This window comes from Micromonospora sp. LOL_021 (genome assembly GCF_048060215.1).
Taxonomy (GTDB): domain Bacteria; phylum Actinomycetota; class Actinomycetes; order Mycobacteriales; family Micromonosporaceae; genus Micromonospora_E.
Genome location: NZ_JBHMIN010000052.1, coordinates 19,789 through 42,271, shown reverse-complemented (window position 1 = coordinate 42,271; position 22,483 = coordinate 19,789). Strand labels below are relative to the sequence as shown.

General features: G+C 72.1%; 22 protein-coding genes. 20 read left to right on the top strand and 2 right to left on the bottom strand.

What is annotated here, in order from left to right; all coding sequences use genetic code 11:
- The first annotated feature begins 123 nt into the window (after positions 1 to 123).
- The 12 genes from aspS (at position 124) to ACFHWT_RS25820 (ending at position 14,372) form a co-directional block, all read left to right on the top strand.
- Positions 124 to 1,944, top strand: coding sequence for an aspartate--tRNA ligase (gene aspS / locus ACFHWT_RS25875; RefSeq protein ID WP_416597297.1), 1,821 nt, complete (start codon positions 124 to 126; stop codon positions 1,942 to 1,944).
- A 144-nt stretch (positions 1,945 to 2,088) separates the two neighbouring features.
- Positions 2,089 to 2,694, top strand: a complete 606-nt coding sequence (locus ACFHWT_RS25870; RefSeq protein ID WP_416597296.1) for a helix-turn-helix domain-containing protein — start codon at positions 2,089 to 2,091, stop codon at positions 2,692 to 2,694.
- A complete protein-coding gene (locus ACFHWT_RS25865) occupies positions 2,691 to 4,022 on the top strand; it encodes an MFS transporter (protein ID WP_416597295.1) in 1,332 nt (443 codons plus the stop codon). Before ACFHWT_RS25870 ends, ACFHWT_RS25865 begins: the two co-directional genes overlap by 4 nt.
- A 77-nt stretch (positions 4,023 to 4,099) precedes the next feature.
- Positions 4,100 to 4,294, top strand: a complete 195-nt coding sequence (locus tag ACFHWT_RS25860; RefSeq protein ID WP_416597294.1) for a hypothetical protein — start codon at positions 4,100 to 4,102, stop codon at positions 4,292 to 4,294.
- 69 nt (positions 4,295 to 4,363) lie between these two features.
- The gene (locus ACFHWT_RS25855) at positions 4,364 to 5,893 is read left to right on the top strand and encodes a replication-associated recombination protein A (RefSeq protein ID WP_416597293.1); all 1,530 of its coding nucleotides are present in this window, start codon (positions 4,364 to 4,366) and stop codon (positions 5,891 to 5,893) included.
- 1,703 nt (positions 5,894 to 7,596) lie between these two features.
- Complete coding sequence (locus ACFHWT_RS25850; RefSeq protein WP_416597305.1) at positions 7,597 to 8,250, top strand: hypothetical protein; 654 nt, start codon at positions 7,597 to 7,599, stop codon at positions 8,248 to 8,250.
- 107 nt (positions 8,251 to 8,357) lie between these two features.
- On the top strand, positions 8,358 to 8,819 hold the full coding sequence (locus ACFHWT_RS25845; RefSeq protein WP_123601158.1) for a DUF948 domain-containing protein: 462 nt from the start codon (positions 8,358 to 8,360) through the stop codon (positions 8,817 to 8,819).
- Positions 8,820 to 8,835: 16 nt separating this feature from the next.
- A complete protein-coding gene (locus ACFHWT_RS25840) occupies positions 8,836 to 9,141 on the top strand; it encodes a hypothetical protein (protein WP_416597292.1) in 306 nt (101 codons plus the stop codon).
- Positions 9,138 to 11,822 carry an alanine--tRNA ligase gene (alaS, locus tag ACFHWT_RS25835; RefSeq protein WP_416597291.1) on the top strand — a complete coding sequence of 895 codons (2,685 nt, stop codon included), beginning with the start codon at positions 9,138 to 9,140 and terminating at the stop codon, positions 11,820 to 11,822. The genes ACFHWT_RS25840 and alaS overlap by 4 nt, the downstream gene beginning before the upstream one ends.
- Positions 11,823 to 11,837: 15 nt before the next feature.
- A complete protein-coding gene (gene ruvX / locus ACFHWT_RS25830; protein ID WP_416597290.1) occupies positions 11,838 to 12,308 on the top strand; it encodes a Holliday junction resolvase RuvX in 471 nt (156 codons plus the stop codon).
- Positions 12,308 to 13,504 (top strand): endolytic transglycosylase MltG, encoded by a 1,197-nt coding sequence (gene mltG, locus ACFHWT_RS25825; RefSeq protein ID WP_416597289.1) that lies wholly within the window; start codon positions 12,308 to 12,310, stop codon positions 13,502 to 13,504. The genes ruvX and mltG overlap by 1 nt, the downstream gene beginning before the upstream one ends.
- A gap of 46 nt (positions 13,505 to 13,550) precedes the next feature.
- The gene (locus ACFHWT_RS25820; RefSeq protein ID WP_416597304.1) at positions 13,551 to 14,372 is read left to right on the top strand and encodes a shikimate dehydrogenase; all 822 of its coding nucleotides are present in this window, start codon (positions 13,551 to 13,553) and stop codon (positions 14,370 to 14,372) included.
- Here the strand turns inward: ACFHWT_RS25820 and ACFHWT_RS25815 are convergent.
- The gene (locus ACFHWT_RS25815) at positions 14,287 to 15,495 is read right to left on the bottom strand and encodes a multidrug effflux MFS transporter (protein ID WP_416597288.1); all 1,209 of its coding nucleotides are present in this window, start codon (positions 15,493 to 15,495) and stop codon (positions 14,287 to 14,289) included. The two genes, ACFHWT_RS25820 and ACFHWT_RS25815, sit on opposite strands and share 86 nt — an antisense overlap.
- Before the next feature lie 122 nt (positions 15,496 to 15,617).
- Here ACFHWT_RS25815 and aroC point away from each other — a divergent pair, with 122 nt between their 5' ends.
- From aroC to nusB, 6 genes are all read left to right on the top strand, one after another.
- On the top strand, positions 15,618 to 16,796 hold the full coding sequence (aroC, locus tag ACFHWT_RS25810; protein ID WP_416597287.1) for a chorismate synthase: 1,179 nt from the start codon (positions 15,618 to 15,620) through the stop codon (positions 16,794 to 16,796).
- 19 nt (positions 16,797 to 16,815) lie between these two features.
- Entirely contained in the window at positions 16,816 to 17,340 is a 525-nt protein-coding gene (locus ACFHWT_RS25805) for a shikimate kinase (RefSeq protein WP_416597286.1), read from the top strand.
- An 11-nt stretch (positions 17,341 to 17,351) separates the two neighbouring features.
- Complete coding sequence (aroB, locus tag ACFHWT_RS25800) at positions 17,352 to 18,428, top strand: 3-dehydroquinate synthase (RefSeq protein ID WP_416597285.1); 1,077 nt, start codon at positions 17,352 to 17,354, stop codon at positions 18,426 to 18,428.
- A gap of 16 nt (positions 18,429 to 18,444) precedes the next feature.
- Entirely contained in the window at positions 18,445 to 18,888 is a 444-nt protein-coding gene (aroQ, locus tag ACFHWT_RS25795; protein ID WP_416597284.1) for a type II 3-dehydroquinate dehydratase, read from the top strand.
- Positions 18,889 to 18,984: 96 nt separating this feature from the next.
- Positions 18,985 to 19,542, top strand: a complete 558-nt coding sequence (gene efp / locus ACFHWT_RS25790; RefSeq protein WP_123601169.1) for an elongation factor P — start codon at positions 18,985 to 18,987, stop codon at positions 19,540 to 19,542.
- 23 nt (positions 19,543 to 19,565) lie between these two features.
- Positions 19,566 to 19,973, top strand: a complete 408-nt coding sequence (nusB, locus tag ACFHWT_RS25785; RefSeq protein ID WP_281554543.1) for a transcription antitermination factor NusB — start codon at positions 19,566 to 19,568, stop codon at positions 19,971 to 19,973.
- A 132-nt stretch (positions 19,974 to 20,105) separates the two neighbouring features.
- Here nusB and ACFHWT_RS25780 read toward each other — a convergent pair whose 3' ends face one another.
- Positions 20,106 to 20,594: a transcriptional regulator gene (locus ACFHWT_RS25780; protein ID WP_123601171.1), complete on the bottom strand. Its 489-nt coding sequence runs from the start codon at positions 20,592 to 20,594 to the stop codon at positions 20,106 to 20,108.
- A 288-nt stretch (positions 20,595 to 20,882) separates the two neighbouring features.
- Here ACFHWT_RS25780 and pyrR point away from each other — a divergent pair, with 288 nt between their 5' ends.
- Together pyrR and ACFHWT_RS25770 are read left to right on the top strand one after the other, a co-directional pair.
- Positions 20,883 to 21,509, top strand: a complete 627-nt coding sequence (pyrR, locus tag ACFHWT_RS25775; RefSeq protein ID WP_416597283.1) for a bifunctional pyr operon transcriptional regulator/uracil phosphoribosyltransferase PyrR — start codon at positions 20,883 to 20,885, stop codon at positions 21,507 to 21,509.
- Positions 21,506 to 22,429: an aspartate carbamoyltransferase catalytic subunit gene (locus ACFHWT_RS25770; RefSeq protein ID WP_416597282.1), complete on the top strand. Its 924-nt coding sequence runs from the start codon at positions 21,506 to 21,508 to the stop codon at positions 22,427 to 22,429. Before pyrR ends, ACFHWT_RS25770 begins: the two co-directional genes overlap by 4 nt.
- Positions 22,430 to 22,483 lie beyond the last annotated feature (54 nt).

The following is a 22,483-nucleotide window of genomic DNA, read 5'->3' as shown; positions in this document are numbered from 1 at the left end:
CGGTGATGGTGTCGGGCCCGGTGATGGTACGTCCCGCCGGGGTCGGGATCGGCGCGGACCGGTACCGGACGGGCTGACACAATGCGGAAGCAGTCCCGTACCCGCGATGAGGAGTTCCGTGCCGTGATTCGTACCCATGACGCCGGCGGCCTGCGCGCCACGCACGCCGGCACGACGGTGACGCTTGCCGGATGGGTGGCCCGCCGGCGCGACCACGGCGGGGTCATCTTCGTCGACCTGCGCGACGCCTCCGGCGTGGTGCAGGTGGTGTTCCGCGAGGAGATGCAGCTGGCCCACGCGCTGCGTAACGAGTTCTGCGTACGGGTGACCGGCGTCGTGGACCGCCGCCCGGAGGGTAACGACAACCCGGAGCTGGCCACCGGCGAGATCGAGGTCACCGCGACAGAGCTGACCGTGCTGTCCGAGGCCGCGCCGCTGCCGCTGCCGATCGACGACCAGGTCGACGCCGGCGACGATGTCCGGCTGCGGTACCGCTACCTGGACCTGCGGCGCAGTGGTCCGGCCGGGGCGTTGCGGCTGCGGTCGCGGGCCAACCAGATCGCCCGTACGGTGCTGCACGACCGCGACTTCGTGGAGGTCGAGACGCCGACGTTGACCCGGTCGACGCCGGAAGGGGCCCGCGACTTCCTGGTGCCGGTGCGGCTGCAGCCCGGCACCTGGTACGCCCTGCCGCAGTCGCCGCAGCTGTTCAAGCAACTGCTGATGGTCGCCGGGATGGAGCGTTACTACCAGATCGCCCGCTGCTACCGGGACGAGGACTTCCGGGCCGACCGGCAGCCGGAGTTCACCCAGCTGGACATCGAGATGTCGTTCGTCACCCAGGACGACGTGATCGAGCTGGGCGAGTCGATCGTCGGCGCGCTGTGGCGGGAGCTGGCCGGGCATGAGATCACCGGGCCGGTGCCGCGGATCACCTGGCACGAGGCGATGGACCGGTACGGCTCGGACAAGCCGGACCTGCGCTACGGCGTGGAGCTGACCGAGCTGACCGGCTACCTGCGCGGGACCGCGTTCCGGGTGTTCGCCGGGGCGATCGACGCCGGCGGCTACGTCGGCGCGGTGGTGATGCCCGGCGGTGCCGCGCAGACCCGCAAGGAGCTCGACGGCTGGCAGGACTGGGCCAAGGCGCGCGGCGCGCGGGGCCTGGCGTATGTGGTGCTGGACGCCGAGACCGGCGAGCCGCGCGGGCCGGTGGCGAAGAACCTGTCGGCCGAGCACCTGGGCGGGCTGGCCGACGCGGTCGGCGCCAAGCCCGGCGACGCGATCTTCTTCGCCGCCTCGACCAACCGGCGGGAGGCGCAGGAGCTGCTCGGCGCGGCCCGCATCGAGATCGCCCGGCGGGCCAACCTGGTCGACTCCAGCGCGTGGGCGTTCTGCTGGGTGGTGGACGCGCCGATGTTCGAGCCGACGGATGAGGGCGGCTGGACGGCGGTGCACCACCCGTTCACCTCGCCGACCGACGAGTGGCTGGACCGCTTCGACGGTGCGCCCGGCGAGGCCCTGGCGTACGCGTACGACATCGTCTGCAACGGCAACGAGATCGGCGGTGGCTCGGTCCGTATCCACCGGGCCGACGTGCAGCGGCGGGTCTTCGACCTGCTGGGCATCAGCGAGCAGGAGGCGGCCGACAAGTTCGGCTTCCTGCTGGAGGCGTTCAAGTACGGCCCGCCGCCGCACGGCGGCATCGCGTTCGGCTGGGACCGGATCTGCATGCTGCTGGCCGGCGTGGACTCGATCCGTGAGGTGATCGCGTTCCCGAAGACGCGCGGCGGGTTCGACCCGCTGACCCAGGCGCCGACGCCGATCACCGCCCAGCAGCGCGCGGAGGCCGGGGTGGACGCCAAGCCGAAGCCGCCGGCCGGTGTCGCGCCGACCCCGGCCGCCGGAACGGCAGGGGTGGCAGCCCTGGTGGAGCCGTCCTGACCGGGTAACTGTCTTCCGGTCGTGGGCCCGGGGTGCGCGTGCACCCCGGGCCCACGTACGTCTGCGGCCCATGCCTGCACCGGTTCCAGAGAAGTTATGCACAGATATTGTGCAAACTTTATTTGCAGAGTTATCGTGCAGTCCATGGATGAGCAGCAGTCGACGGTCTGGCTCACTGGGGACCAGGTCCGCACCCTGGCCCACCCGCTGCGGTTGCGGCTGCTCGGCGCGCTGCGGCTGGACGGCCCCGCCACCGCCACCGCCCTCGCCCACGAGCTCGGCACCAACACCGGAGCGACCAGTTACCACCTGCGCAAGCTCGCCGACGTCGGGCTGGTACGCGAGGAACCGGCCCGGGGCACCGGCCGCGAGCGGTGGTGGCGCTCGGTGCATCAGGTTTCCTCCTGGCGAGCCACCTCGTTCGACGCCGACCCGGACGCCCGCGCCGCCGCCGACTGGCTCAACAGCTACTTCGTGCAGCAGTTCGTCCGCCTGGCCGAGGACTGGCACGCCGCCCGCGACGGCTACTCCACGCAGTGGCGGGACGCCGCCGAATACTCCGACTACATCCTGACCCTCACCCCGGACCAGCTGAGCCGACTCAACGCCGACCTGCACGCGGTTGTCGAGCGCTACCGCACCGACCCCGGTCCCGGTCACGGCGCTGCCGAGCAGGTGATGCTCTACACCTACGGCTTTCCCCGCGTCGTCAACAGCGACCGGGGCGGCTCTGCCGGGGATGGGTCGTGAGAACGCTGACCGCCCGTCAGGTCCACCGGCGTTATCTGATCCTGCACGGCCTGCGCTGGGCACCCGTCGGGCTGCTGATCCCCGTCTGGGTGCTGCTGATGCTGGAACGCGGGCTCACCTTGGCGCAGATCGGCCTGGTCGTCGCGGCGCAAGGGCTGGCCGTACTGCTGCTGGAGCTGCCGACCGGGGGCCTGGCCGACGCCGTCGGTCGCAAGCCGGTGCTGATCGGCGCGGCGGTGGCGAACCTGGCGTCGCTGTCGCTGCTCGTCGTCGCGGACTCCTTCACCCTGTTCGTCGTGGTGATGCTGCTGCAGGGCGTCTACCGGGCGTTGGAGAGCGGGCCGCTGGAGTCCTGGTACGTCGACGCCACGCTCGCCGCCGACCCCGACGCGCGGTACGAAGGCGGGCTGAGCCACGGGGGAGTGGTGCTCGGTCTCGCGATCGCGGCCGCCGCGCTGGCCAGCGGTGGGCTCGTGGCACTCGGCCCGGTGGGTCCGGTCAGCGCGTTGACGGGGCCGGTGCTCGTCGCAGCGCTGCTCCAGGTCGTCGGCCTCGTCGGTTTGGCGTGGTTGCTGGTCGAGGCGCGGCCGGCTGGGGCAGTGCCGGTCGCCGGGGGACGGTCGGCGCGGGTGCCGACGGTCGGCGCGTCGATCCGGCAGGTGCCATCCGTGATGCGGGACGCACTGACACTGCTGCGGCGTTCCCGGATCCTGCTCGCCCTGATCTCCGTCGAGCTGTTCTGGGGTTTCGGCATGATCTCCTTCGAGACCCTGATGCCGGTACGCCTGGCGGAGGTGACCGGCGACGCCGACCGGGCGGCGGCGCTGCTCGGCCCGGTCGGTGCTTTCGCCTGGTTGGCGTCGGCCGGTGGCGCGGCCCTGGTGCCGTCGATTACCCGGCGACTCGGCGCACCGGTGACCGCCGTCGCGTTCCGCGTCGCGCAGGGGGCGACCGTCGCAGGCATGGCGCTGTTCGCCGGGCCGGTCGGAGTGATTGCCGCCTTCTTGGCCTGCTACGCAATCCACGGCGCGTCGAACCCGGTGCACATGGGCCTGCTGCACCGGCAGGTGGACGGCGGGCACCGGACCAGCGTCGTCTCGCTCAACTCGATGGTCGCGCACCCAGCGGGAGCCCTCGGTGGGGTGGTGCTGATGGCCATCGCCGGTGCTACCACCGTCAGCTTGGCAATGCTGGTCGGTGCGGCCGTGCTGGCTGCGGCCGCGCCGCTGTACCTGGTCGCACGGCACCCCCGTCGCCGCGGCCAGCCGACGCTGTCGCCGCCGGCCGGCTCGTCGGTCGAGTCGGCGCGTCCGGCCGAGCGGGTCTGACCTGGTCCAAGCTGGATTGGCCGGGGCGGCCGTTGGGTATGGAACGGCCGACGGACTGAACCCCCCAGGAGGATCTGATGTTCGCCATCGCTGCCGCTGTCGTTTTCGGCTTCGCCCTGCTGCTCGACCTGCTCGACACCGATCTCGGCGCGCCCGACCTGTTCAACTGGAACACCATGGTGCTGATCGGCCTGCTCTGTCTGGCCCTGTTCTTCGCCGGGGTCGGTCGTGGCGCCGGCGGCGGTTGGTCCCGGCGCCGTCGGCGCAGCTGACCCGGCTGTTCACCGGTCCGATCTCGGTGCATTTCCGGCGTCCGAGATCGGGCCGGTACTGTCTTGCTGATGGAGTCCGACGTCCTCTTCTCCTACCCCACCGGTGACCAGCGACGCGATGCGTCGCCGGCCGGCGGCGGCGTGGTGGCGGACGGGGCCGGCTCCGGCCCGCCCGGGTCGGCACCGTTGCCGGTACGGATGCGTCCGGCGAGCCTCGACGAGCTGGTCGGCCAGGGACATCTGCTCGCCCCGGGCGCGCCGCTGCGGCAGCTGGTGACCGGTACCGCGCCGATGTCGGTCATCCTGTGGGGGCCGCCGGGCTGCGGCAAGACGACGATCGCCCACCTGGTGGCCCGGGCCACCGACCGTCGTTTCGTAGCGATGTCGGCGCTGTCCGCCGGAGTCAAGGACGTCCGTGCGGTGATCGACGAGGCCCGACGGCAACGGCGTACCGGCGGGCTGCCGACGGTGCTGTTCATCGACGAGGTGCACCGCTTCAGCAAGACCCAGCAGGACTCGCTGCTCGCGGCGGTCGAGGACCGAACCGTGACGTTGTTGGCGGCAACCACCGAAAACCCCCATTTCTCGGTCATCTCGCCGTTACTGTCGCGGTGTGTCCTGCTCACCCTGCGGCCGCTCGGCGACGAGGCGGTCCGTGACCTGCTCCGGCGCGCGGTGACCGACGAACGTGGACTCGGCGGCTCGCTACGGCTGTCCCCGCCGGCCGAGGACCACCTGGTCCGGTTGGCCGGTGGCGACGTGCGCAAGGCGCTCACCGCCCTGGAGGCGGCGGCCTCGGCGGCCACCGCGACCGACACCGGGGAGATCGACCTGCGTACCGCCGAGCAGGCGATCGACGTCGCCGCAGTGCGCTACGACCGCGACGGCGACGCCCACTACGACGTGACCAGCGCGTTCATCAAAAGCATGCGTGGATCGGACGTCGACGCCGCGCTGCACTGGCTGGCCCGGATGCTGGTCGCCGGGGAGGACGCAAGGTTCATCGCCCGGCGGATGGTGATCTTCGCCAGCGAGGACGTCGGGATGGCCGATCCGGGTGCGCTGTCGGTGGCGACCGCGGCTGCCCACGCCGTGGAGTACGTGGGGCTGCCGGAGGCACAACTCAACCTCGCCCAGGCGGTGATCCACCTGGCCACCGCCCCGAAGTCCAACTCGACCACCGCAGCGCTGGCGGCGGCCGTCGCCGACGTACGGGCCGGCCGGGGCGGGACGGTGCCGGCGCATCTACGGGACAGCCACTACTCGGGCGCGCGGCGGATCGGCCACGGAGGCGGCTACCGTTACCCTCACGACGACCACCGGGGGGTGGTCACCCAGCAGTACCCGCCCGACGAGCTCGCCGGTGTCGACTACTACCGGCCGACCGAGCACGGCGCCGAGCGGACGGTCTCCGCGCGGCTGCCAGTACTCCGCCGGATCGTGCGTGGCCTGCCGCCCGACACCCGTGCGTCCGCTGGACGCACCGGCTCCGGCTCGTCCGCTGGTGCCGCCGAACCTGATCCATCCGTCCCAGCGTCCGAGGCTGGTCCGGTGCCCGATGACAGCGGCAGCGTTGCTGCCGGGGAGGTACAGCAGTGAGAGCGCGCGGTTCTGACCGCCCCGATCACCCCGACGAGCGTCGTGAGGGCAAGCCGAAGGGCCGTCGGTGGGGCCGGGCACAGGTCGAAGAAGAGGTCAGCGGTGAGGAGACCGGCTGGCTGGACGATCTGCGAACCGCCAAGGAACAGCGGATCGACATCGGACCCGGTGGCGCCCGACCAGAGGGCTCCCCAACGGACGGTCCGCCCTCCCGGTCCGCCGCCGCCCGGTCTGCGGCCCCGCCCCGTCCAGGTCCCCCGCAGTCCGGACCGCAGTCGCAGCCCGGTCCGCAGCCGCGTCCCGGACCTCGACCGGCCGAGCCCGTTTCCCCGGCCGGTGCGAAGCCGTCCGAGGCACGACCAGTCAGCCCCGCACCGGGCGGGCCGACCCCGGTCTCCGGTGGGCCGAGCCCGACCCCGGTCTCCGGTGGGCCGACCTCGACCCCGGGCCGGTACCAGCGACCGCACCAACGCCCGCCAGCGGCGGACACGGTCGTGCCGCGGTCGGGCAACGCACCGCCGTTGCCGCCGTCCGCGCCGCAGCGGCCATCCGGCGAACCCTTCGGCGGGCCCCGTTCCGCGCCGCGCACCCCGACCCGACCAACGTCCGGCCCCGGCGCCGATGGGCGCGACGAAACCCGGATCATCCCGCCGGTCAGGTCGTCCGGCGGGCGTCGACGTGCACCGGAACCGGCGGACGAGACCGGCGGCTGGGAGCGCCGCTCGGAGATGCCGCAACGTGGCCCGGCCGCTGGGGCGGACCGGGCGGGTCAGACCCGGGAGGGGGACGGCCCGGCGTCGTCGCGGCCGTCGGCCGGCCGGCATGCCTCGGCCGGCCAGCCGTTCGAGCCGGCCCGGCCGACCTCGGGCGGGCCCCGTCCGGCGCGGTCCGGGCCGATCCCCGGCCAGTCGTCCCGGGGCGGGCCCGCAGGCCCGTTGGCCGCTCCCGTGGTCCCCGGGCCGGGCGGCGCGGTGCCACCGGCCCGTGGTCCGCAGCCTGACCCGGGCAACGACCAGCCGCCCCGTCCGGGCACCCGCCCGCCAGGCCATCCGGCCGGCCCGCCGACCGCCACCCGCCCTGGGCCCGGCCGGGCGACGGTCCCGGCGGCCGGGCCGGCGTCGACTGGTGCCGGCGGCGGGCCGCGGCCACCCATGACCGGACCGCCGGCCACCGGCCGGCAGGACCCGTACACGACCGGTCCGATTCGCCCCGGCCAGCCTGGCCGGTCCGATCCGCCGGGCCGTCCCAACGAGGCCGGCACGTTCGGCCGCCCCAGCCATCCCGGTCACCCCAGCCGGCCAGCTCAACCCGGGCCCGGCGGCATCGCGACGATGCCCGGCGCGCCGGCACCGGCACCTGGGCGGCCGGTATCCGGTGGACCTGCCGGTGCGGCCGCGCCGCCGCACCACGATCGGCCGATGCCCGCCCCGCCCCGTCCGGTCTCCGGTGCCGGTGGTGGTGGTGCGACGGTGGCGCGGTCGGCATCGGTACCGGTGCGGCCGGGTGGGCCGGTGCCGCCGAGCGGACTCGCCCCGGTGTCCGGCGGAGCCGCGCCGGTCCCGGGAAGGGTCGCCCCGGTGTCCGGTGGGGGTGGCTCACCGGTCCGGTCCGGGCCGTACCGCCCTGACCGGTCGGGGCCCGAGCCCTCCGGCCCTGAGGAGCCCGGTGCCGACCAGCCGGGTCCCGAACAGGGCGGCCCGAACCTGCAGCAGCGTCGGCTGCGGGCGATGGCCCTGATCATGGTCGCCGTCGTGGTGCTGGCCGCGCTTCCGCTCTACTTCGGTATCCGGGCGGCGACCCGCGACCCGGTCTTCAACTCCCTTGACCGGCTCGAGGTGCCCGGGTGGGCGGCGCAGGAGCGTACCGACGCGGTCAGCGGGAGCCGTTGGTGCCTCATCGACTGCCGGTTCCGCGAGCGGACGATGACCTCCGAACGCGGCACCGAGGAGACCGCCCAGGTCTACACCGCGGCACTGACCGACGCCGGGTGGCTGCCGTGGGACGCCGAGCTGTGCCCGTCCCAGCCGGTCGAGGGCCAGTACAACTGCTGGACCCGCGACGAACTCACCCTCGACCTGTGGGTCCGGCCACCGGCCTGCTCGGGCGACCTGCTACTGCAGCGGCCGACGGTGGAGCCGCCATCCGGTGAGTCGACCGACGGCGAGTCCGCCGACTCACCGCCGGTCACCGAGGCCGAGACCTGCACCGGTTCGGTCGTGTCGATCAAGGTACGCAACGCCATCGGTGACGACCGGATGAAGCCGCAGCCGAGTACCGATCCGTCGCTCACCGGTGAGGATCCGGATCCGGTCTTCACCGACGATCCGCTGCTGGACCTGGAGGTCGAACCGTCGTGAGCGGACGACCATCACTGACGGTAGGGTCTGCACGGTGGTGCGGCGCGAGCTGACCGCCGTCAGGTGAGCAGCGGCGGCGAGGCGTCGTGACAGAGGAGGACACAGGCATGGACGGTGGACAGATCGCGGCGCTGGTGGCGGCCGGAGCGTTCCTGATGCTCGTGCTGGTGCTCGCGGTGCCGATCCTGCGGCTGCGGCACACCGTGGACGCGGCGACCAGGGCGATCAACGACCTGAACGACCGCACCGGTCCACTGCTCGGCCAGGTCAACACCTCGGTGGAGAACGTCAACACCGCGCTCGGACAGGTGCACACCACGCTGGACGGCGTCAATATCCAGCTCGCCAAGATCGACACGATGACCGGTCACGCGCAGAACGTCACCGCCAACGTGGCGAACCTCGCCACCGTCGTCTCGGCGGCGGCGGCCAACCCGCTGGTCAAGGTCGCCGCCTTCGGGTACGGCGTACGGCGCGCCGCGTCCGCCCGTCGGCATGCCGAACAGGAGCGCGACGTACGGGCGGAACTCAAGCAGCGGCGCCGGGCAGCCCGGCGCAACGCCGGATGACCGGGAGGACGCCGTCATGAAACGCCTGCTCTGGCTCGGTGTCGGCATCGCCGTCGGCGCGGTGGTGGTCCGCAAGCTGGCCCGGACCGCCCAGTCCTACACGCCGTCCGGGATCGCCTCCTCGCTGTCGGAATCCGCTGGTGGTCTCGTCGAGTCGGTCCGTACCTTCGTGGAGGACGTGCGCGAGGGCATGGCTGAGCGCGAGCAGCAGATCCAGGCCGCGTTCGCCGAGGGCGTGGCGTTCGACGACCAGTTCGCCGACCTGCGGGACGAACCGCACATCGGTGACGAGAAGATTTTCCCCCAGGAGGACGTTCGGTGAAAACGGCGGAGATCAAGCGGCGGTTCCTCGCACACTTCGAGGCCAACGGCCACGCCGTGGTGCCGTCAGCTCCGCTGCCCGCGATCGATGACCCGAACCTGCTGTTCATCAACGCGGGCATGGTGCAGTTCGTGCCGTACTTCCTCGGCCAGCGGACCCCGCCGTACCAGCGGGCGACGAGCGTGCAGAAGTGCATTCGTACCCCGGACATCGACGAGGTCGGCAAGACGTCACGGCACGGCACCTTCTTCCAGATGAACGGCAACTTCTCGTTCGGCGACTACTTCAAGGAAGGCGCGATCCCGCTGGCCTGGGACCTGGCCACCAGGCCGGTCGACGCGGGCGGGTTCGGCATGGACCCGGAGCGGATCTGGGCCACCGTCTACCTCGACGACGACGAGGCGGCCGACATCTGGCGGCGCACCGGCGTACCGGCGGCGCGGATCGTGCGCCGCGGCAAGAAGGACAACTTCTGGTCGATGGGCATCCCCGGGCCGGCCGGGCCGTGTTCGGAGCTGTACTACGACCGGGGCCCGGCGTACGGGCCGGACGGCGGGCCGGAGGTCGACGAGGACCGCTTCCTGGAGTTCTGGAATCTCGTCTTCATGCAGTACGAGATCACCAACGTACAGAGCAAAGAAGTCTTTGACATCGTCGGCGACCTGCCGAAGAAGAACATCGACACCGGCATGGGCCTGGAACGGATCGCGTCGATCCTGCAAGGGGTGGACAACCTCTACGAGATCGACGAGGTACGTCCGATCCTTGACCGGGCCGCCGAGCTGACCGGAAAACGGTACGGCTCGGGCTCCGGGCAGGCGGCGAGCGAGTCGCACCCCGACGACGTACGGCTGCGGGTGATCGCCGACCACGTGCGGACCGCGCTGATGCTGATCGGCGACGGGGTGACCCCGTCCAACGAAGGCCGCGGCTATGTGCTGCGCCGGATCATGCGCCGGGCGATCCGCTCGGTACGGCTGCTCGGCTGGCAGGACCGCGCCCTGCCGGAGCTGCTGCCGGTGGCCCGGGACTGCATGGCGCCGTCGTACCCCGAGCTGGCCGCCGACTTCGAGCGGATCTCCTCGTACGCGTACGCCGAGGAGGACGCCTTCCTGTCCACGCTGCGCGCCGGTACCACGATCCTGGACACGGCGATCGCCCAGACCAGGTCGGCCGGCGGCGGCAAACTCTCCGGCGACCAGGCCTTTCAGCTGCACGACACCTACGGGTTCCCGATCGACCTCACCCTGGAGATCGCCGCCGAGCAGGGGCTCTCGGTCGACCAGGACGGTTTCCGCCGGCTGATGTCCGAGCAGCGGGCCCGGGCCAAGGCGGACGCGCAGGCCCGCAAGACCGGGCACGTCGACATGTCCGCGTACCGCGGGGTGCTGGACAGCGGCGGGCCGGTGGAGTTCACCGGCTACGCCGAGGTGTCCCGCGAGTCGCGGGTGCGGGCACTGCTCGGCGCCGGCGGCGCGGCGCTGCCCGCGGCCGGTGAGGGCGACGTGGTGGAGCTGGTGCTGGACAGCACCCCGTTCTACGCCGAGGGCGGCGGCCAGCAGCCGGACACCGGCCTGCTCACCGTCGGCGCCGGCCGGGTGGAGATCTTTGACGTGCAGCAGCCGGTGCCGGGCCTGATCGTGCACCGGGCACGGGTGGTCAGCGGTGAGCTGCGCGCCGGGGAGTCCGGCTACGCCGAGATCGACATCCCGCGTCGGCGGGCGATCTCCCGGTCACACACCGCGACGCACCTGGTGCACCAGACGATGCGCAACTTCCTCGGCGAGTCGGCGACCCAGGCGGGGTCACTGAACGCGCCCGGCCGGCTGCGGTTCGACTTCAACACCCCCGGCGCCGTCGCGCCGTCGGTGCTGCACGACATCGAGCAGCAGGTCAACGAGGTGCTGCTGCGTGACCTGGAGGTGAACGCGTTCATCACCTCACAGGAGGAGGCGCGCCGGCTGGGTGCGATGGCGCTGTTCGGGGAGAAGTACGGCGACGAGGTCCGGGTGGTGGAGGTCGGTGACTACGCCCGGGAGCTGTGCGGCGGTACGCACGTGACCCGCTCCGGTCAGCTCGGCGTGGTGAAGATCCTCTCCGAGTCGTCGATCGGCTCCGGCGTGCGCCGGGTGGAGGCGCTGGTCGGCATCGACGCGTTCAACTTCCTGGCCCGCGAGCATCTGCTGGTGGCTCGGCTCGCCGAGCTGTACCGGGTGCCGGCCGACCAGGTGGCGGACCGGGTCCAGCAGACCGTCACCCAGCTGCGCGACGCCGAGAAGGAGCTGGAGAAGCTGCGCGCCCAGTTGGTACTCGGCGGCGCGGCGGCGATCGCCGGCCAGGCGCGTGACGTGCGCGGGGTCGCCTACGTCGGCACCGAGGCGCCCGAGGGCGCGGCCGGCAACGACGTACGGACCTTGGCGCAGGAGATCCGGGGCAAGATCGACCCGGCCCGGCCGGCGGTGGTCGCGGTGGCGGCCCGGGCCAACGGCAAGGCGGCGCTGGTGGTGGCGGTGAACGCGGCCGGCAAGTCACGCGGGGTGTCCGCCGCCGACCTGGTCAAGGGGGCGCTGCACGGCCGGGGCGGCGGCAACGCCGACCTGGCCCAGGGCGGCGGGCTGCCAGCGGCCGAGGCGGCGAACCTGCTGGTCGCGGTCGAAAAGGCGATCGCCGAAACGGCCTGAGATGAGCGGTACGAGGTGAGCGGATTCGTCCGTGGGCGCCGGCTCGGCGTCGACGTGGGGCAGGTCCGGGTCGGTCTGGCGATCAGCGACCCGGACGGCATTCTCGCCACTCCGTTGATGACGGTGCGGCGGGACTTGTCGACCGGCGTCGCGACGAACCCGGCCGACACGCCCACGGACATCGCGAAAATTGTCCAGATAGTCCATGAGTACGAGGTCAGAGCGGTTATCGTCGGTCTGCCGGTGAACCTCGCCGGCCGCCACGGACCGGCCGCCGACGCGGTCAGCGCATACGTACGGTTACTCGAAGTGGCGGTATCGCCGATTTCAGTCCTGACGACCGACGAAAGGATGTCGACGGTGGTCGCTAGCCGTAGGCTGTCCGAGCGGGGCGTTCGAGGACGACGTCAACGTACGGTGGTCGACCAGGCGGCCGCCGTGGAAATCCTGCAGAGCTGGCTGGACGCGCAGCGGAGGCAGAAGTGATGATCGACGAACTGGACCTCGCCTTCGAGGACCGGGCCGACAAGGGCCGGCACCGTCGGGGTGCGCGGCGCAAGAAGTCGTCCGGCGGTGGCGGCCGGGGCAAGACCTTCGCCGCGCTGCTGGTCACCGTGCTGCTGCTCGGCGTGCTCGGCGGCGGTGTCTGGTACGGCTTCGACCGGGTACAGGGCTACTTCGCCACCCCGGACTACGACGGCGGCGGCACCGGTGAGGTGGTGGTCCAGGTCCGGGCCGGCGACACCGCTACCGATATCGGCAACACCCTCGTCGAGGCCGGCGTGGTCAAGAGCACCAAGGCGTTCGTCAACGAGGCCCGGGACAACTCCCGCAGCCAGAACATCCAGCCTGGCTTCTACACGCTGCGCCTGGAGATGAGCGCGGCGACCGCGCTCGGCCTGCTGCTGGACCTGGAGAACAAGGTCTCCAACCGGGTGACCATCCCGGAGGGCCGTACCGCCAAGCAGATCTACCAACTGCTGGCCGAGTCGACGGACATCCCGGCGGAGGAGTTCGCCACCGCCGCCGAGGACCCGGAGGCCCTCGGCGTGCCGGAGTGGTGGATGACCCGTACCGACGGGCAGGAGGTGACGGTCTCCGCCGAAGGGTTCCTCTTCCCGGACACCTACGACTTCGATCCCGACGTCACCGCCCCGGAGATCCTCCGGGTGATGGTCAACCGGTTCCTGACCGTCACCGGTGAAATGGAGTACGCCGACCGGGTGCAGGCCGAACGCGGCGGGATCAGCCCGTACGAGGCGTTGATCGTCGCGTCGCTGGCCCAGGCCGAGGCCGGCATCGCCGAGGACCTCGCCAAGGTCTCCCGGGTGGCGTACAACCGGGTGTACAGCGAGACCTTCCCGTGCAGCTGCCTGCAGTTCGATGTGACGGTCAACTACTACTGGGAGCTGACCGGTCAGGAGACCAAGGCGTCCAAGGACATGACCCGCGAGGAGCTGTACGACGAGAGCAACCCGTACAGCACCCACGCGCACAGCGGGTTGCCGCCCACGCCGATCAACAACCCGGGCAAGGCCGCCCTGGAGGGGTCGATCAACCCGCCGGACGAGGACTGGGTCTACTTCGTGGCGATCGACAAGGAAGGCCGTTCGGCGTTCGCCGAGACCCTCGACCAGCACAACCAGAACATTGAGATCGCCCGGCAGAACGGCATCCTCTGAGGTGTCCGCCCCCCGACCGTCCACCGCCGTCCGGCGGCGGGCCGCAGTGATCGGCAAGCCGATCGGGCACTCACTGTCGCCGGTGATCCACAACGCCGGCTACCGGGCCGCCGGGCTGACCGGCTGGAGCTACACCGCGATCGAATGCGCCGAGAAGCAGCTGCCGGACCTGGTCGCCGGCCTCGGCCCGGAGTGGGGCGGGCTGTCGGTCACCATGCCGTTGAAGGAGGCGGCGCTCGCCCTGGCCGAGCGGGCTTCGTCGGTGGCCACCGCGGTCGGGGCGGCCAACACCCTGGTACGCCGGGCCGACGGCACCTGGTTCGCCGACAACACCGACGTGGCGGGGATGGTCGCGGTGCTGCGCGACGCCGGGGTCGCCACCGGTGCCCGGTTCACCGTGCTCGGCGCCGGCGGCACCGCCCGGGCCGCGTTGGCGTCGGCCGCCGCGCTGGCCGCCGCATCGGTTACCGTGGCGGCCCGACGACCGGCGGCGGTCGACGAGCTGGTACCGGTCGCCGAAGCGCTCGGCGTGTCGATGACCGGTGCCGCCCTGTCGGCCATTCCGGCGGCGGTCGGCACCGACGTCCTGGTGTCCACCCTGCCGAAGGGGGCCGCCGACCCGTACGCCGACCAGCTGCCGTGGACATCCGGCACGGTCTGCTTCGACGCGATCTACGATCCCTGGCCGACGCCACTGGCCTCGGCGGCGGCCGCCGCCGGCTGCCGGGTGGTCTCCGGGCTGGATCTGCTGCTGGCCCAGGCGGTCGGGCAGTTCGAACAGTTCACCGGGGTCGCCGCGCCGGTACCGGCGATGCGGGCCGCGTTGTCGACACGGCGACCAGTGACAGCCCCGCCGCGCCGAGGATGATCAGCGCCATCGGGGTGGCGCTGGCCGTGCCGGCCAGCCCGACCAGCGGCGCGGCCAGCGAAGCGATCCCGGACTGGACCGCGCCGAGCAGCGCGGCCGCGGTACCGGCATGCCGGGCGTGCTCCTCCAGAGCCAGCGCCGTCCCGTTCGGCATCAGCATCCCGACCGTGGCGACGTAGCCGGCCAGCGCCGGCAGGATCAGCCACAGCTGACCGGTGGTCGCGCCGGCCACCAGCAGCGCCGCGGCGACGGCACCGGCGGTCAGCGCGCCGACGAACAGCGGCCGGGTCCGGTACCGGCCGACCAGCCGGGCGTTGAGCTGGCCGAGCGCGATCAGCCCGACCGCGTTGACCCCGAACACCAGGCTGAACAGGGTCGGGGACAGCCCGAACCCGTCCTGCAGCACGTACGGCGATCCGGAGATGTAGGCGAACATGCCGGCGAAGGCCAGCCCCTGGGTCGACGCGTACCCGACGAACGCCCGGTCGGTGAGCACCAACCGGGTCGCCCGGGCGGCGCCGGCCAGACCGTCCGGGTTGCGGCGCTGGTCCGGCAGGGTCTCCGGCAGCCAGCGGGCCATGACGACGGCGAGCAGCGCGGCGACCACCGCGAGGGCGACGAAGATCCCCCGCCAGGAGGTCACCCGCAGCACCGCCGCACCGAGCACCGGGGCGGCGATCGGTGCCACCCCGAAGACGATCAGCAGGCGGGAGAAGAACCGGGCCGCGTCGGCACCCGCGTAGAGGTCGCGAACCACCGCCCGGGCGACGACCACCCCCACCCCGCCGGCGAAGCCCTGGAGCAGCCGCAACCCGGCGAGTGTCTCGGCGTTCGGGGCCAGCGCGCAGGCCAGCGAGACGACGACGTAGCCGGCGACGCCGGACAGCGCCGGCCGACGCCGCCCCCACCGGTCGCTCACCGGCCCGCCGACCAGCTGCCCGAACGCGACGCCGATCAGGCACGCGGTCAGCGACAGCTGCACCCGGGCCGGGGTGGCGGCGAGGTCCTCGCTGATCGCCGGGAACGCCGGCAGGTACATGTCGATCGACAGCGGCCCCACCGCGGTGACCGCGCCGAGCAGGATGAGCAGCACCGCTGGTCGCCGGCGGATGTCGTACGGCACGAAACCACCACCCCCCGAGACCGACCAACCGTACGTTAGGGCGGCTCCGGTGGTGTCCGGAGGGCGGGACGCGGGCGACGTGGGTCACCGGGCCCCGACCACGCCGTGCCACACTTTCCGACGTGTTGCGTTGGCTGACCGCAGGTGAATCCCACGGCCCCGCACTGGTCGCACTCCTCGAAGGCGTCCCCGCCGGCGTCGAGGTGACCAGTGCCGAGATCGGTCGCGAGCTGGCCCGGCGCCGGCTCGGCTACGGCCGGGGTGCCCGGATGAGTTTCGAGCAGGACGAGATCGAGATCGTCGGCGGCCTGCGGCACGGGGTGACGCTGGGCAGCCCGGTCGCGATCCGGGTGGGCAACTCGGAGTGGCCGAAGTGGCGCACCGTGATGGCAGCCGACCCGGTCGACCCGGTCGAGCTGGCCGGGCAGGCCCGCAACGCCCCGCTGACCCGGCCCCGGCCGGGGCACGCCGATCTGGCCGGGATGCAGAAGTACGGCCACACCGACGCCCGGCCGATCCTGGAGCGGGCCAGCGCCCGGGAGACCGCCGCCCGGGTCGCCGTCGGTACGGTCGCCCGGGCGCTGTGCCGGCAGGCACTGGGCATCGAGATCGTGTCGCACGTGGTCGAGCTCGGTTCGGTGGCCGCCAAACCCGGGTTGCAGCCCCGCCCGGAGGACGCCGAGCGGGTCGACGCCGACCCGCTGCGCTGCCTCGACCCCGAGGCGAGCGCCCGGATGGTCGCCGAGGTGGACGCCGCCAAGTCCGACGCCGACACCCTCGGCGGCATCGTCGAGGTGCTCGCCTACGGGGTGTCGCCGGGGCTGGGCAGCCACGTCCAGTGGGACCGTAAGCTCGACGCCCGGCTGGCCGCCGCGGTGCTGTCGATCCAGGCGGTCAAGGGTGTGGAGATCGGCGACGCCTGGCAGCAGGCCCGGTCGCGGGGTTCGGTCGCGCACGACGAGATCATCCCGACTGCTGCCGGGGTGCGCCGGGTGACCGACCGGGCCGGCGGGCTGGAGGGCGGCATCACCACCGGCGAGCCGGTGCGGGTCCGGGCCGCGATGAAGCCGATCTCCTCGTTGAACCGGGCGCTGTCGACCGTCGACATCGTCACCGGCGAGCCGGCGACCGCGATCAACCAGCGGTCCGACGTCTGCGCGGTGCCGGCCGCCGCGGTGGTGGCCGAGGCGATGGTGGCGCTGGTGCTGGCCGAGGCGGCCACCGAGAAGTTCGGCGGTGACTCGGTCGCCGAGATCCGCCGCAACCTTGCCGGATACCTGGACCACCTGGTGATCCGCTGATGGCTCCGGTGATCCGCTGATGGCCCCGGTCTGCGTGCTGGTCGGCGCACCCGGCGCGGGCAAGACGAGCACCGGAACCGCGCTGGCCGGGCTGCTCGGCTGCGAGTTCCGCGACACCGACACCGACATCGTGGCGGCGGCCGGCAAGCCGATCCCGGAGATCTTCGTCGACGACGGCGAGGAGCACTTCCGAGCCTTGGAGCGGGCGGCGGTACGGGCGGCACTGAGCGGCTTCGACGGCGTGCTCGCGCTCGGTGGCGGTGCGGTGCTGGCCGGGGAGACCCGCGCCGCGCTCGCCGGGCACACCGTGGTCCACCTCGGCGTCGAGTTGGCCGACGCGGTCCGCCGGGTCGGCCTCGACGCCGGCCGGCCGCTGCTGGCGATCAACCCGCGGGCCACGCTGCGGCACCTGCTGGAGCAGCGTCGCCCGCTCTACGAGCAGGTCGCCACGCACCGGGTGGCGACCGACGGCCGTACCCCGGAACAGGTCGCCGAGGAGATCGCCACCCTGCTGCGCGCGCCGGCCGACCGGCCCGGGTACTAGGCTCGGCGCCGATGGACTCGACGACCTGTATCCCGGTGCCCGGCGACCGACCGTACGACGTGCTGGTCGGTCGGGGACTGCTCGACCAACTGCCCGACCTGCTGCCCGGCGCGGACCGGGTCGCGGTGCTGCACGCACCCCCGCTGCAGGGCCAGGCCGACCGGATCGCGGCCGGTTGTGCCGCGGCCGGGGTCAAGCCGCTGCTGGTCGAGGTGCCGGACGCCGAGGCCGGCAAGTCGATCGAGGTCGCCGGGCAGGCGTGGGCGCAGCTCGGCGCGGCCGGTTTCACCCGTACCGACGCGGTGGTCGGGGTCGGCGGCGGCGCGGTGACCGACCTGGCGGGTTTCGTGGCCGCCTGCTGGCTGCGCGGGGTCCGCTGGGTGCCGGTGGCGACCAGTCTGCTCGGCATGGTCGACGCGGCGGTGGGCGGCAAGACCGGGATCAACACGGCGGCCGGCAAGAACCTGGTGGGCGCGTTCCACCCGCCAGCCGGGGTGCTGGCCGACCTGGATCTGCTGACCAGCCTTGCGCCGGTGGACCTGGCCGCCGGGCTGGCCGAGGTGGTCAAGTGCGGGTTCATCGCCGATCCGGCGATCCTGGAGCTGATCGAGACCGATCCGGCGGCGGCCACCGACCCGACCGGGCCGCAGGTGCGGGAGCTGATCGAGCGCGCCGTGCGGGTCAAGGCCGACGTGGTGGGTGACGACCTGCGCGAGTCGGGGCTGCGTGAGGTGCTCAACTACGGGCACACGCTGGCCCACGCGATCGAGAAGGTGGAAGGCTACCGCTGGCGTCACGGGCACGCGGTGTCGGTCGGCCTGGTCTACGCGGCGACCCTGGCCCGGCTGGCCGGCCGGCTCGACGCGGCGGTGGCCGACCGGCACGCGTCGGTGCTCGCCGCCCTGGGGCTGCCCACCACCTACCGGGCTGACGCGTGGCCGCAGCTGCTGGCCACGATGCGGGTGGACAAGAAGGCCCGGGGCAGCCGGCTGCGGCTGGTGGTGCTCGACGCGCTGGCCCGGCCAGGAATCCTCGACGGCCCGGCCGACACGTTGCTCGCCGAGGCGTACCGGCGGGTGGCGGCGTGACGGGAGGTGGCGCGGCATGCGGACCTACGTGCTGAACGGCCCGAACCTGGGCCGGCTGGGCAGCCGTCAGGTCGACGTGTACGGGCTGACCAGCTACGCCGACCTGGTGGCGATGTGTGAGCAGGTGGGCCGGGACGCCGGGCTCGACGTCGAGGTGCGCCAGACCGACGCCGAGCACGAGATGCTCGGCTGGCTGCACGAGGCCGCTGACGGCGAGGCCGCCGTGGTGCTCAATCCGGGTGCCTGGTCACACTACTCGTACGCGATCCGGGACGCCTGCGCACTGCTGCGCGGACCGCTGGTCGAGGTGCACATCTCCAACATCCACGCCCGCGAGCAGTTCCGGCACCACTCGGTGGTGTCGGCGGTCGCCACCGGGGTGATCTGCGGGCTCGGGGTGGACGGCTACCGGTTGGCGCTGCTGCACATCGCCCGGTTGGCCGCGGCCCGTCCCCGCTGAGCCGGGACGGGCGGGGGTCGTGGGCCGTCCGGCTGAGCCGGGTCCGGCCCGATAGACTGGGCAGATCCGTCCGCACATTGATGATCAAGGCAGGAAATGGCGACCACCAACGACCTGAAGAACGGGCTGGTTCTCAACCTCGACGGCGAGCTGTGGGCCGTCGTGGAGTTCCAGCACGTCAAGCCCGGCAAGGGCGGCGCTTTCGTGCGCACCACCCTGAAGAACGTGCTCTCCGGCAAGGTGGTCGACAAGACCTTCAACGCGGGCACCAAGGTCGACACCGCGACCGTCGACAAGCGGACCATGCAGTACCTGTACGCCGACGGCGAGGACTACGTCTTCATGGATCTGGAGACCTTCGACCAGATCATGGTGCCCGGCGGCACCGTCGGCGAGGCAGCGAACTACCTGCTGCCCGAGGCCGAGGCGATCGTGGCGACCCACGAGGGTGTGCCGCTGTACGTCGAGCTGCCGACCAGCGTGGTCCTCGAGGTCACCTACACCGAGCCGGGCCTGCAGGGTGACCGGTCGACCGGCGGCAACAAGCCGGCCACGATGGAGACGGGGGCCACCGTTCAGGTGCCGTTGTTCGTCACCACCGGCGAGAAGATCAAGGTCGACACCCGCGACGGCCGCTACCTCGGCCGAGCCTGATGGCCGAGGGGCCGAAGACTTCGATGCCGGCGCGCCGCAAGGCGCGCAAACGGGCCCTGGACGTGCTCTACGAGGCGGACATGCGCAGTCTGCCGCCGACCCAGGTGCTGGTGGGGTACCTGGCCCGGTTGTCCCCGCGTCCGGAGCATCTCGACTACGCGGTCGGCCTGGTCGAAGGGGTGGCGACGCACCGGGACCGGATCGACGAGCTGATCGGCAGCTACGCCGAGGGATGGACGCTGGACCGGATGCCGGTGGTCGACCGCAACCTGGCCCGGATCGCCGTCTACGAGCTGCTCTACGTCGACGAGATCGACGATCCGGTGGCCATCACCGAGGCGGTCGAGCTGGCCCGGCAGATGTCCACCGACGATTCGCCGCGGTTCCTCAACGGTCTGCTGGACCGGATCGCCGAGTACACCCCGCACTAGCGGCTCCAGCCGCCCCGGCGGGCACCGCGCCACGACCGCCGGGGCCGAGCGCGAACGCCGGTGCCACGCGGCACCGCCGACGGGGCCAGATCCAGCTGGATCTGGCCCCGTCGGCGGTTGGGTGCGCAGCCGTCAGGAGGCGAAGAACGCCCGCGGGTCGGCGACCAGTACGCCGTGCTCGTTCAGCCGCTCGATGAGGCCGGACGGCGACGAGTCGTACACGATCGCCAGGGCCCGCAGGTCGTCGGCGCGGATGGACAGCACCCGACCGTTGTAGTCACCGCGCTGCTGCTGGATCGCCCGGGCGTACCGGGCGACGTAGGCGAGGTCCTCGCCGACCTCGTCGTACAGCCGCTCCAGGTCCAGGACGATCTTGCTGGTGGGCTCGTGACGCACCCCACTGCCGTCCGGCAGCAGTTCCGACACGGGTACCCGGTAGAAGTCGGCCAGTTCGGCGAGGCGGGAGACGGTGACTGCCCGGTCCCCACGCTCGTAGGAACCGACGACGACAGCCTTCCAACGCCCGTTCGACTTCTCCTCCACCCCCTGCAGGGACAGCCCCTGCTGCTGACGGATGGAGCGCAGGCGGGCGCCCAACGACTTGGCGTACTCAGAGGGCATACGGACTCTCCCAGTGCTTTGCCCGGGGCTTTCCCCAGCGATCGCTACGGAGCGTGACGGTACGGCGGTTCGCAAGCGCGGTCAAGTGGTGAATAGCTACCAGTGAACAAGATCGTGACGACTTGCCCCAAATTTCGTCTTACTGATGCGACACTCAGCGCCCGATATCGGCTCGGCAACAGGACGCTGGTAACGTTCGGCGTGACCGCTGACCAGCCGGGTGCTGGCCGGCGGTGCCCATGACGTCCTTTAACGACCCGTCCCGTGAGGCGGGGAAGGGGGTCCGCTGTGGCCTACCCGTCGGCCACCCAATCATCGGCGACGATGCCACCGTCTGTTAAGAGCATCCTGACCAGCGCCGACATTCAACGCGTCGTCGACCGGATCGCCCATCAGGTGCTGGAAAAGACCAACGGGGCACAACGCACCGTACTGCTCGGAATTCCCACCCGGGGCGTGCCGCTCGCCCGCCGTCTCGCCGACCGGATCCGCACCTTCGAAGGGGTCGCCGTCCCGGTCGGTGTGCTCGACATCACCCTCTACCGGGACGATCTCCGGTTGAAGGCGACCCGCGCGGTCGGGCCCACCGAGCTGCCCGCCGGTGGCATCGACGGCCAACGGGTCATCCTGGTCGACGATGTCCTCTACTCGGGTCGGACCGTACGGGCGGCGTTGGACGCGATCAGCGACCTCGGCCGGCCAAGCTCGGTGCAGTTGGCGGTGCTGGTCGACCGGGGCCACCGGGAGCTGCCGATCCGCGCCGACTACGTCGGCAAGAACATCCCCACCGCGCTCACTGAGAACGTCAAGGTGCTGCTCGCCGAGACCGACGACACCGATGAGGTACGGCTGTTCGGTTCCCCCGGCGCGGCCCGGACGGCGGACGGCCCGCAGCGGGGGAGGGACCAACGATGATCAGGCACCTGCTGTCCGGCGCCGATCTGGACGCGGCGGACGCCACCCGGATCCTGGACACCGCGGTCGAACTCGCCTCGCTGGCCGGCCGCGAGGTGAAGAAGCTGCCCACCCTGCGGGGACGGACCGTGGTGAACCTGTTCTACGAGGACTCCACCCGGACCCGGATCTCGTTCGAGGCCGCCGCCAAACGGCTCTCCGCCGACGTGATCAACTTTTCGGCCAAGGGATCCAGCGTCTCCAAGGGCGAGAGCCTCAAGGACACCGCGCTCACCCTGCAGGCGATGGGGGCCGACGCGGTGGTGATCCGCCACCCCGCCTCCGGTGCCCCGCACCGGCTGGCCAACTGGGTGGACGGGTCGGTGGTCAACGCCGGCGACGGCACCCACGAGCATCCCACCCAGGCACTGCTCGACGCGTACACCATGCGGGCCCGGCTGGGTCGGCTCGCCGGCCTGCACGTGGTGATCGTCGGCGACGTGCTGCACAGCCGGGTCGCCCGGTCCAACGTCCTGCTGCTGGCCACCCTCGGTGCCAAGGTGACCCTGGTCGGACCGCCGCCGCTGATCCCGGTCGACATCGCCACCGCGCTCGCCCCCGGCGTCGGGGTCGGCTACGACCTCGACACCGTGCTGCCCACCGCCGACGTGGTGATGATGCTGCGGGTGCAGCACGAGCGGATGGCCGACTCCTACTTCCCGTCCGCCCGTGAGTACGCCCGCCGGTACGGCCTGGACGGGGCCCGGCTGCTCCGGCTGCCCGAGCACGCCATCGTGATGCACCCCGGACCGATGAACCGGGGGATGGAGATCTCCGCCGAGGTCGCCGACTCGCCCCGCTCCACGATCGTGGAACAGGTCGCCAACGGGGTAAGCGTCCGGATGGCCGTGCTCTACCTGCTGCTCGGCGGCCGCGGCTGATGCGGCGCATCGGTCACCCACATTCGCACCGGCACCACCGCCAGGCACACGACG

Coding starts and splice junctions, on each gene's coding strand:
- ACFHWT_RS25870 (WP_416597296.1), top strand. CDS start 2,089: ATGGATGAGCAGCAGTCGACGGTCTGGCTCACTGGGGACCAGGTCCGC.
- ACFHWT_RS25860 (WP_416597294.1), top strand. CDS start 4,100: ATGTTCGCCATCGCTGCCGCTGTCGTTTTCGGCTTCGCCCTGCTGCTC.
- ACFHWT_RS25855 (WP_416597293.1), top strand. CDS start 4,364: ATGGAGTCCGACGTCCTCTTCTCCTACCCCACCGGTGACCAGCGACGC.
- ACFHWT_RS25845 (WP_123601158.1), top strand. CDS start 8,358: ATGGACGGTGGACAGATCGCGGCGCTGGTGGCGGCCGGAGCGTTCCTG.
- ACFHWT_RS25840 (WP_416597292.1), top strand. CDS start 8,836: ATGAAACGCCTGCTCTGGCTCGGTGTCGGCATCGCCGTCGGCGCGGTG.
- mltG (WP_416597289.1), top strand. CDS start 12,308: ATGATCGACGAACTGGACCTCGCCTTCGAGGACCGGGCCGACAAGGGC.
- ACFHWT_RS25805 (WP_416597286.1), top strand. CDS start 16,816: ATGGCCCCGGTCTGCGTGCTGGTCGGCGCACCCGGCGCGGGCAAGACG.
- aroB (WP_416597285.1), top strand. CDS start 17,352: ATGGACTCGACGACCTGTATCCCGGTGCCCGGCGACCGACCGTACGAC.
- aroQ (WP_416597284.1), top strand. CDS start 18,445: ATGCGGACCTACGTGCTGAACGGCCCGAACCTGGGCCGGCTGGGCAGC.
- efp (WP_123601169.1), top strand. CDS start 18,985: ATGGCGACCACCAACGACCTGAAGAACGGGCTGGTTCTCAACCTCGAC.
- nusB (WP_281554543.1), top strand. CDS start 19,566: ATGCCGGCGCGCCGCAAGGCGCGCAAACGGGCCCTGGACGTGCTCTAC.
- ACFHWT_RS25780 (WP_123601171.1), bottom strand. CDS start 20,594: ATGCCCTCTGAGTACGCCAAGTCGTTGGGCGCCCGCCTGCGCTCCATC.
- ACFHWT_RS25770 (WP_416597282.1), top strand. CDS start 21,506: ATGATCAGGCACCTGCTGTCCGGCGCCGATCTGGACGCGGCGGACGCC.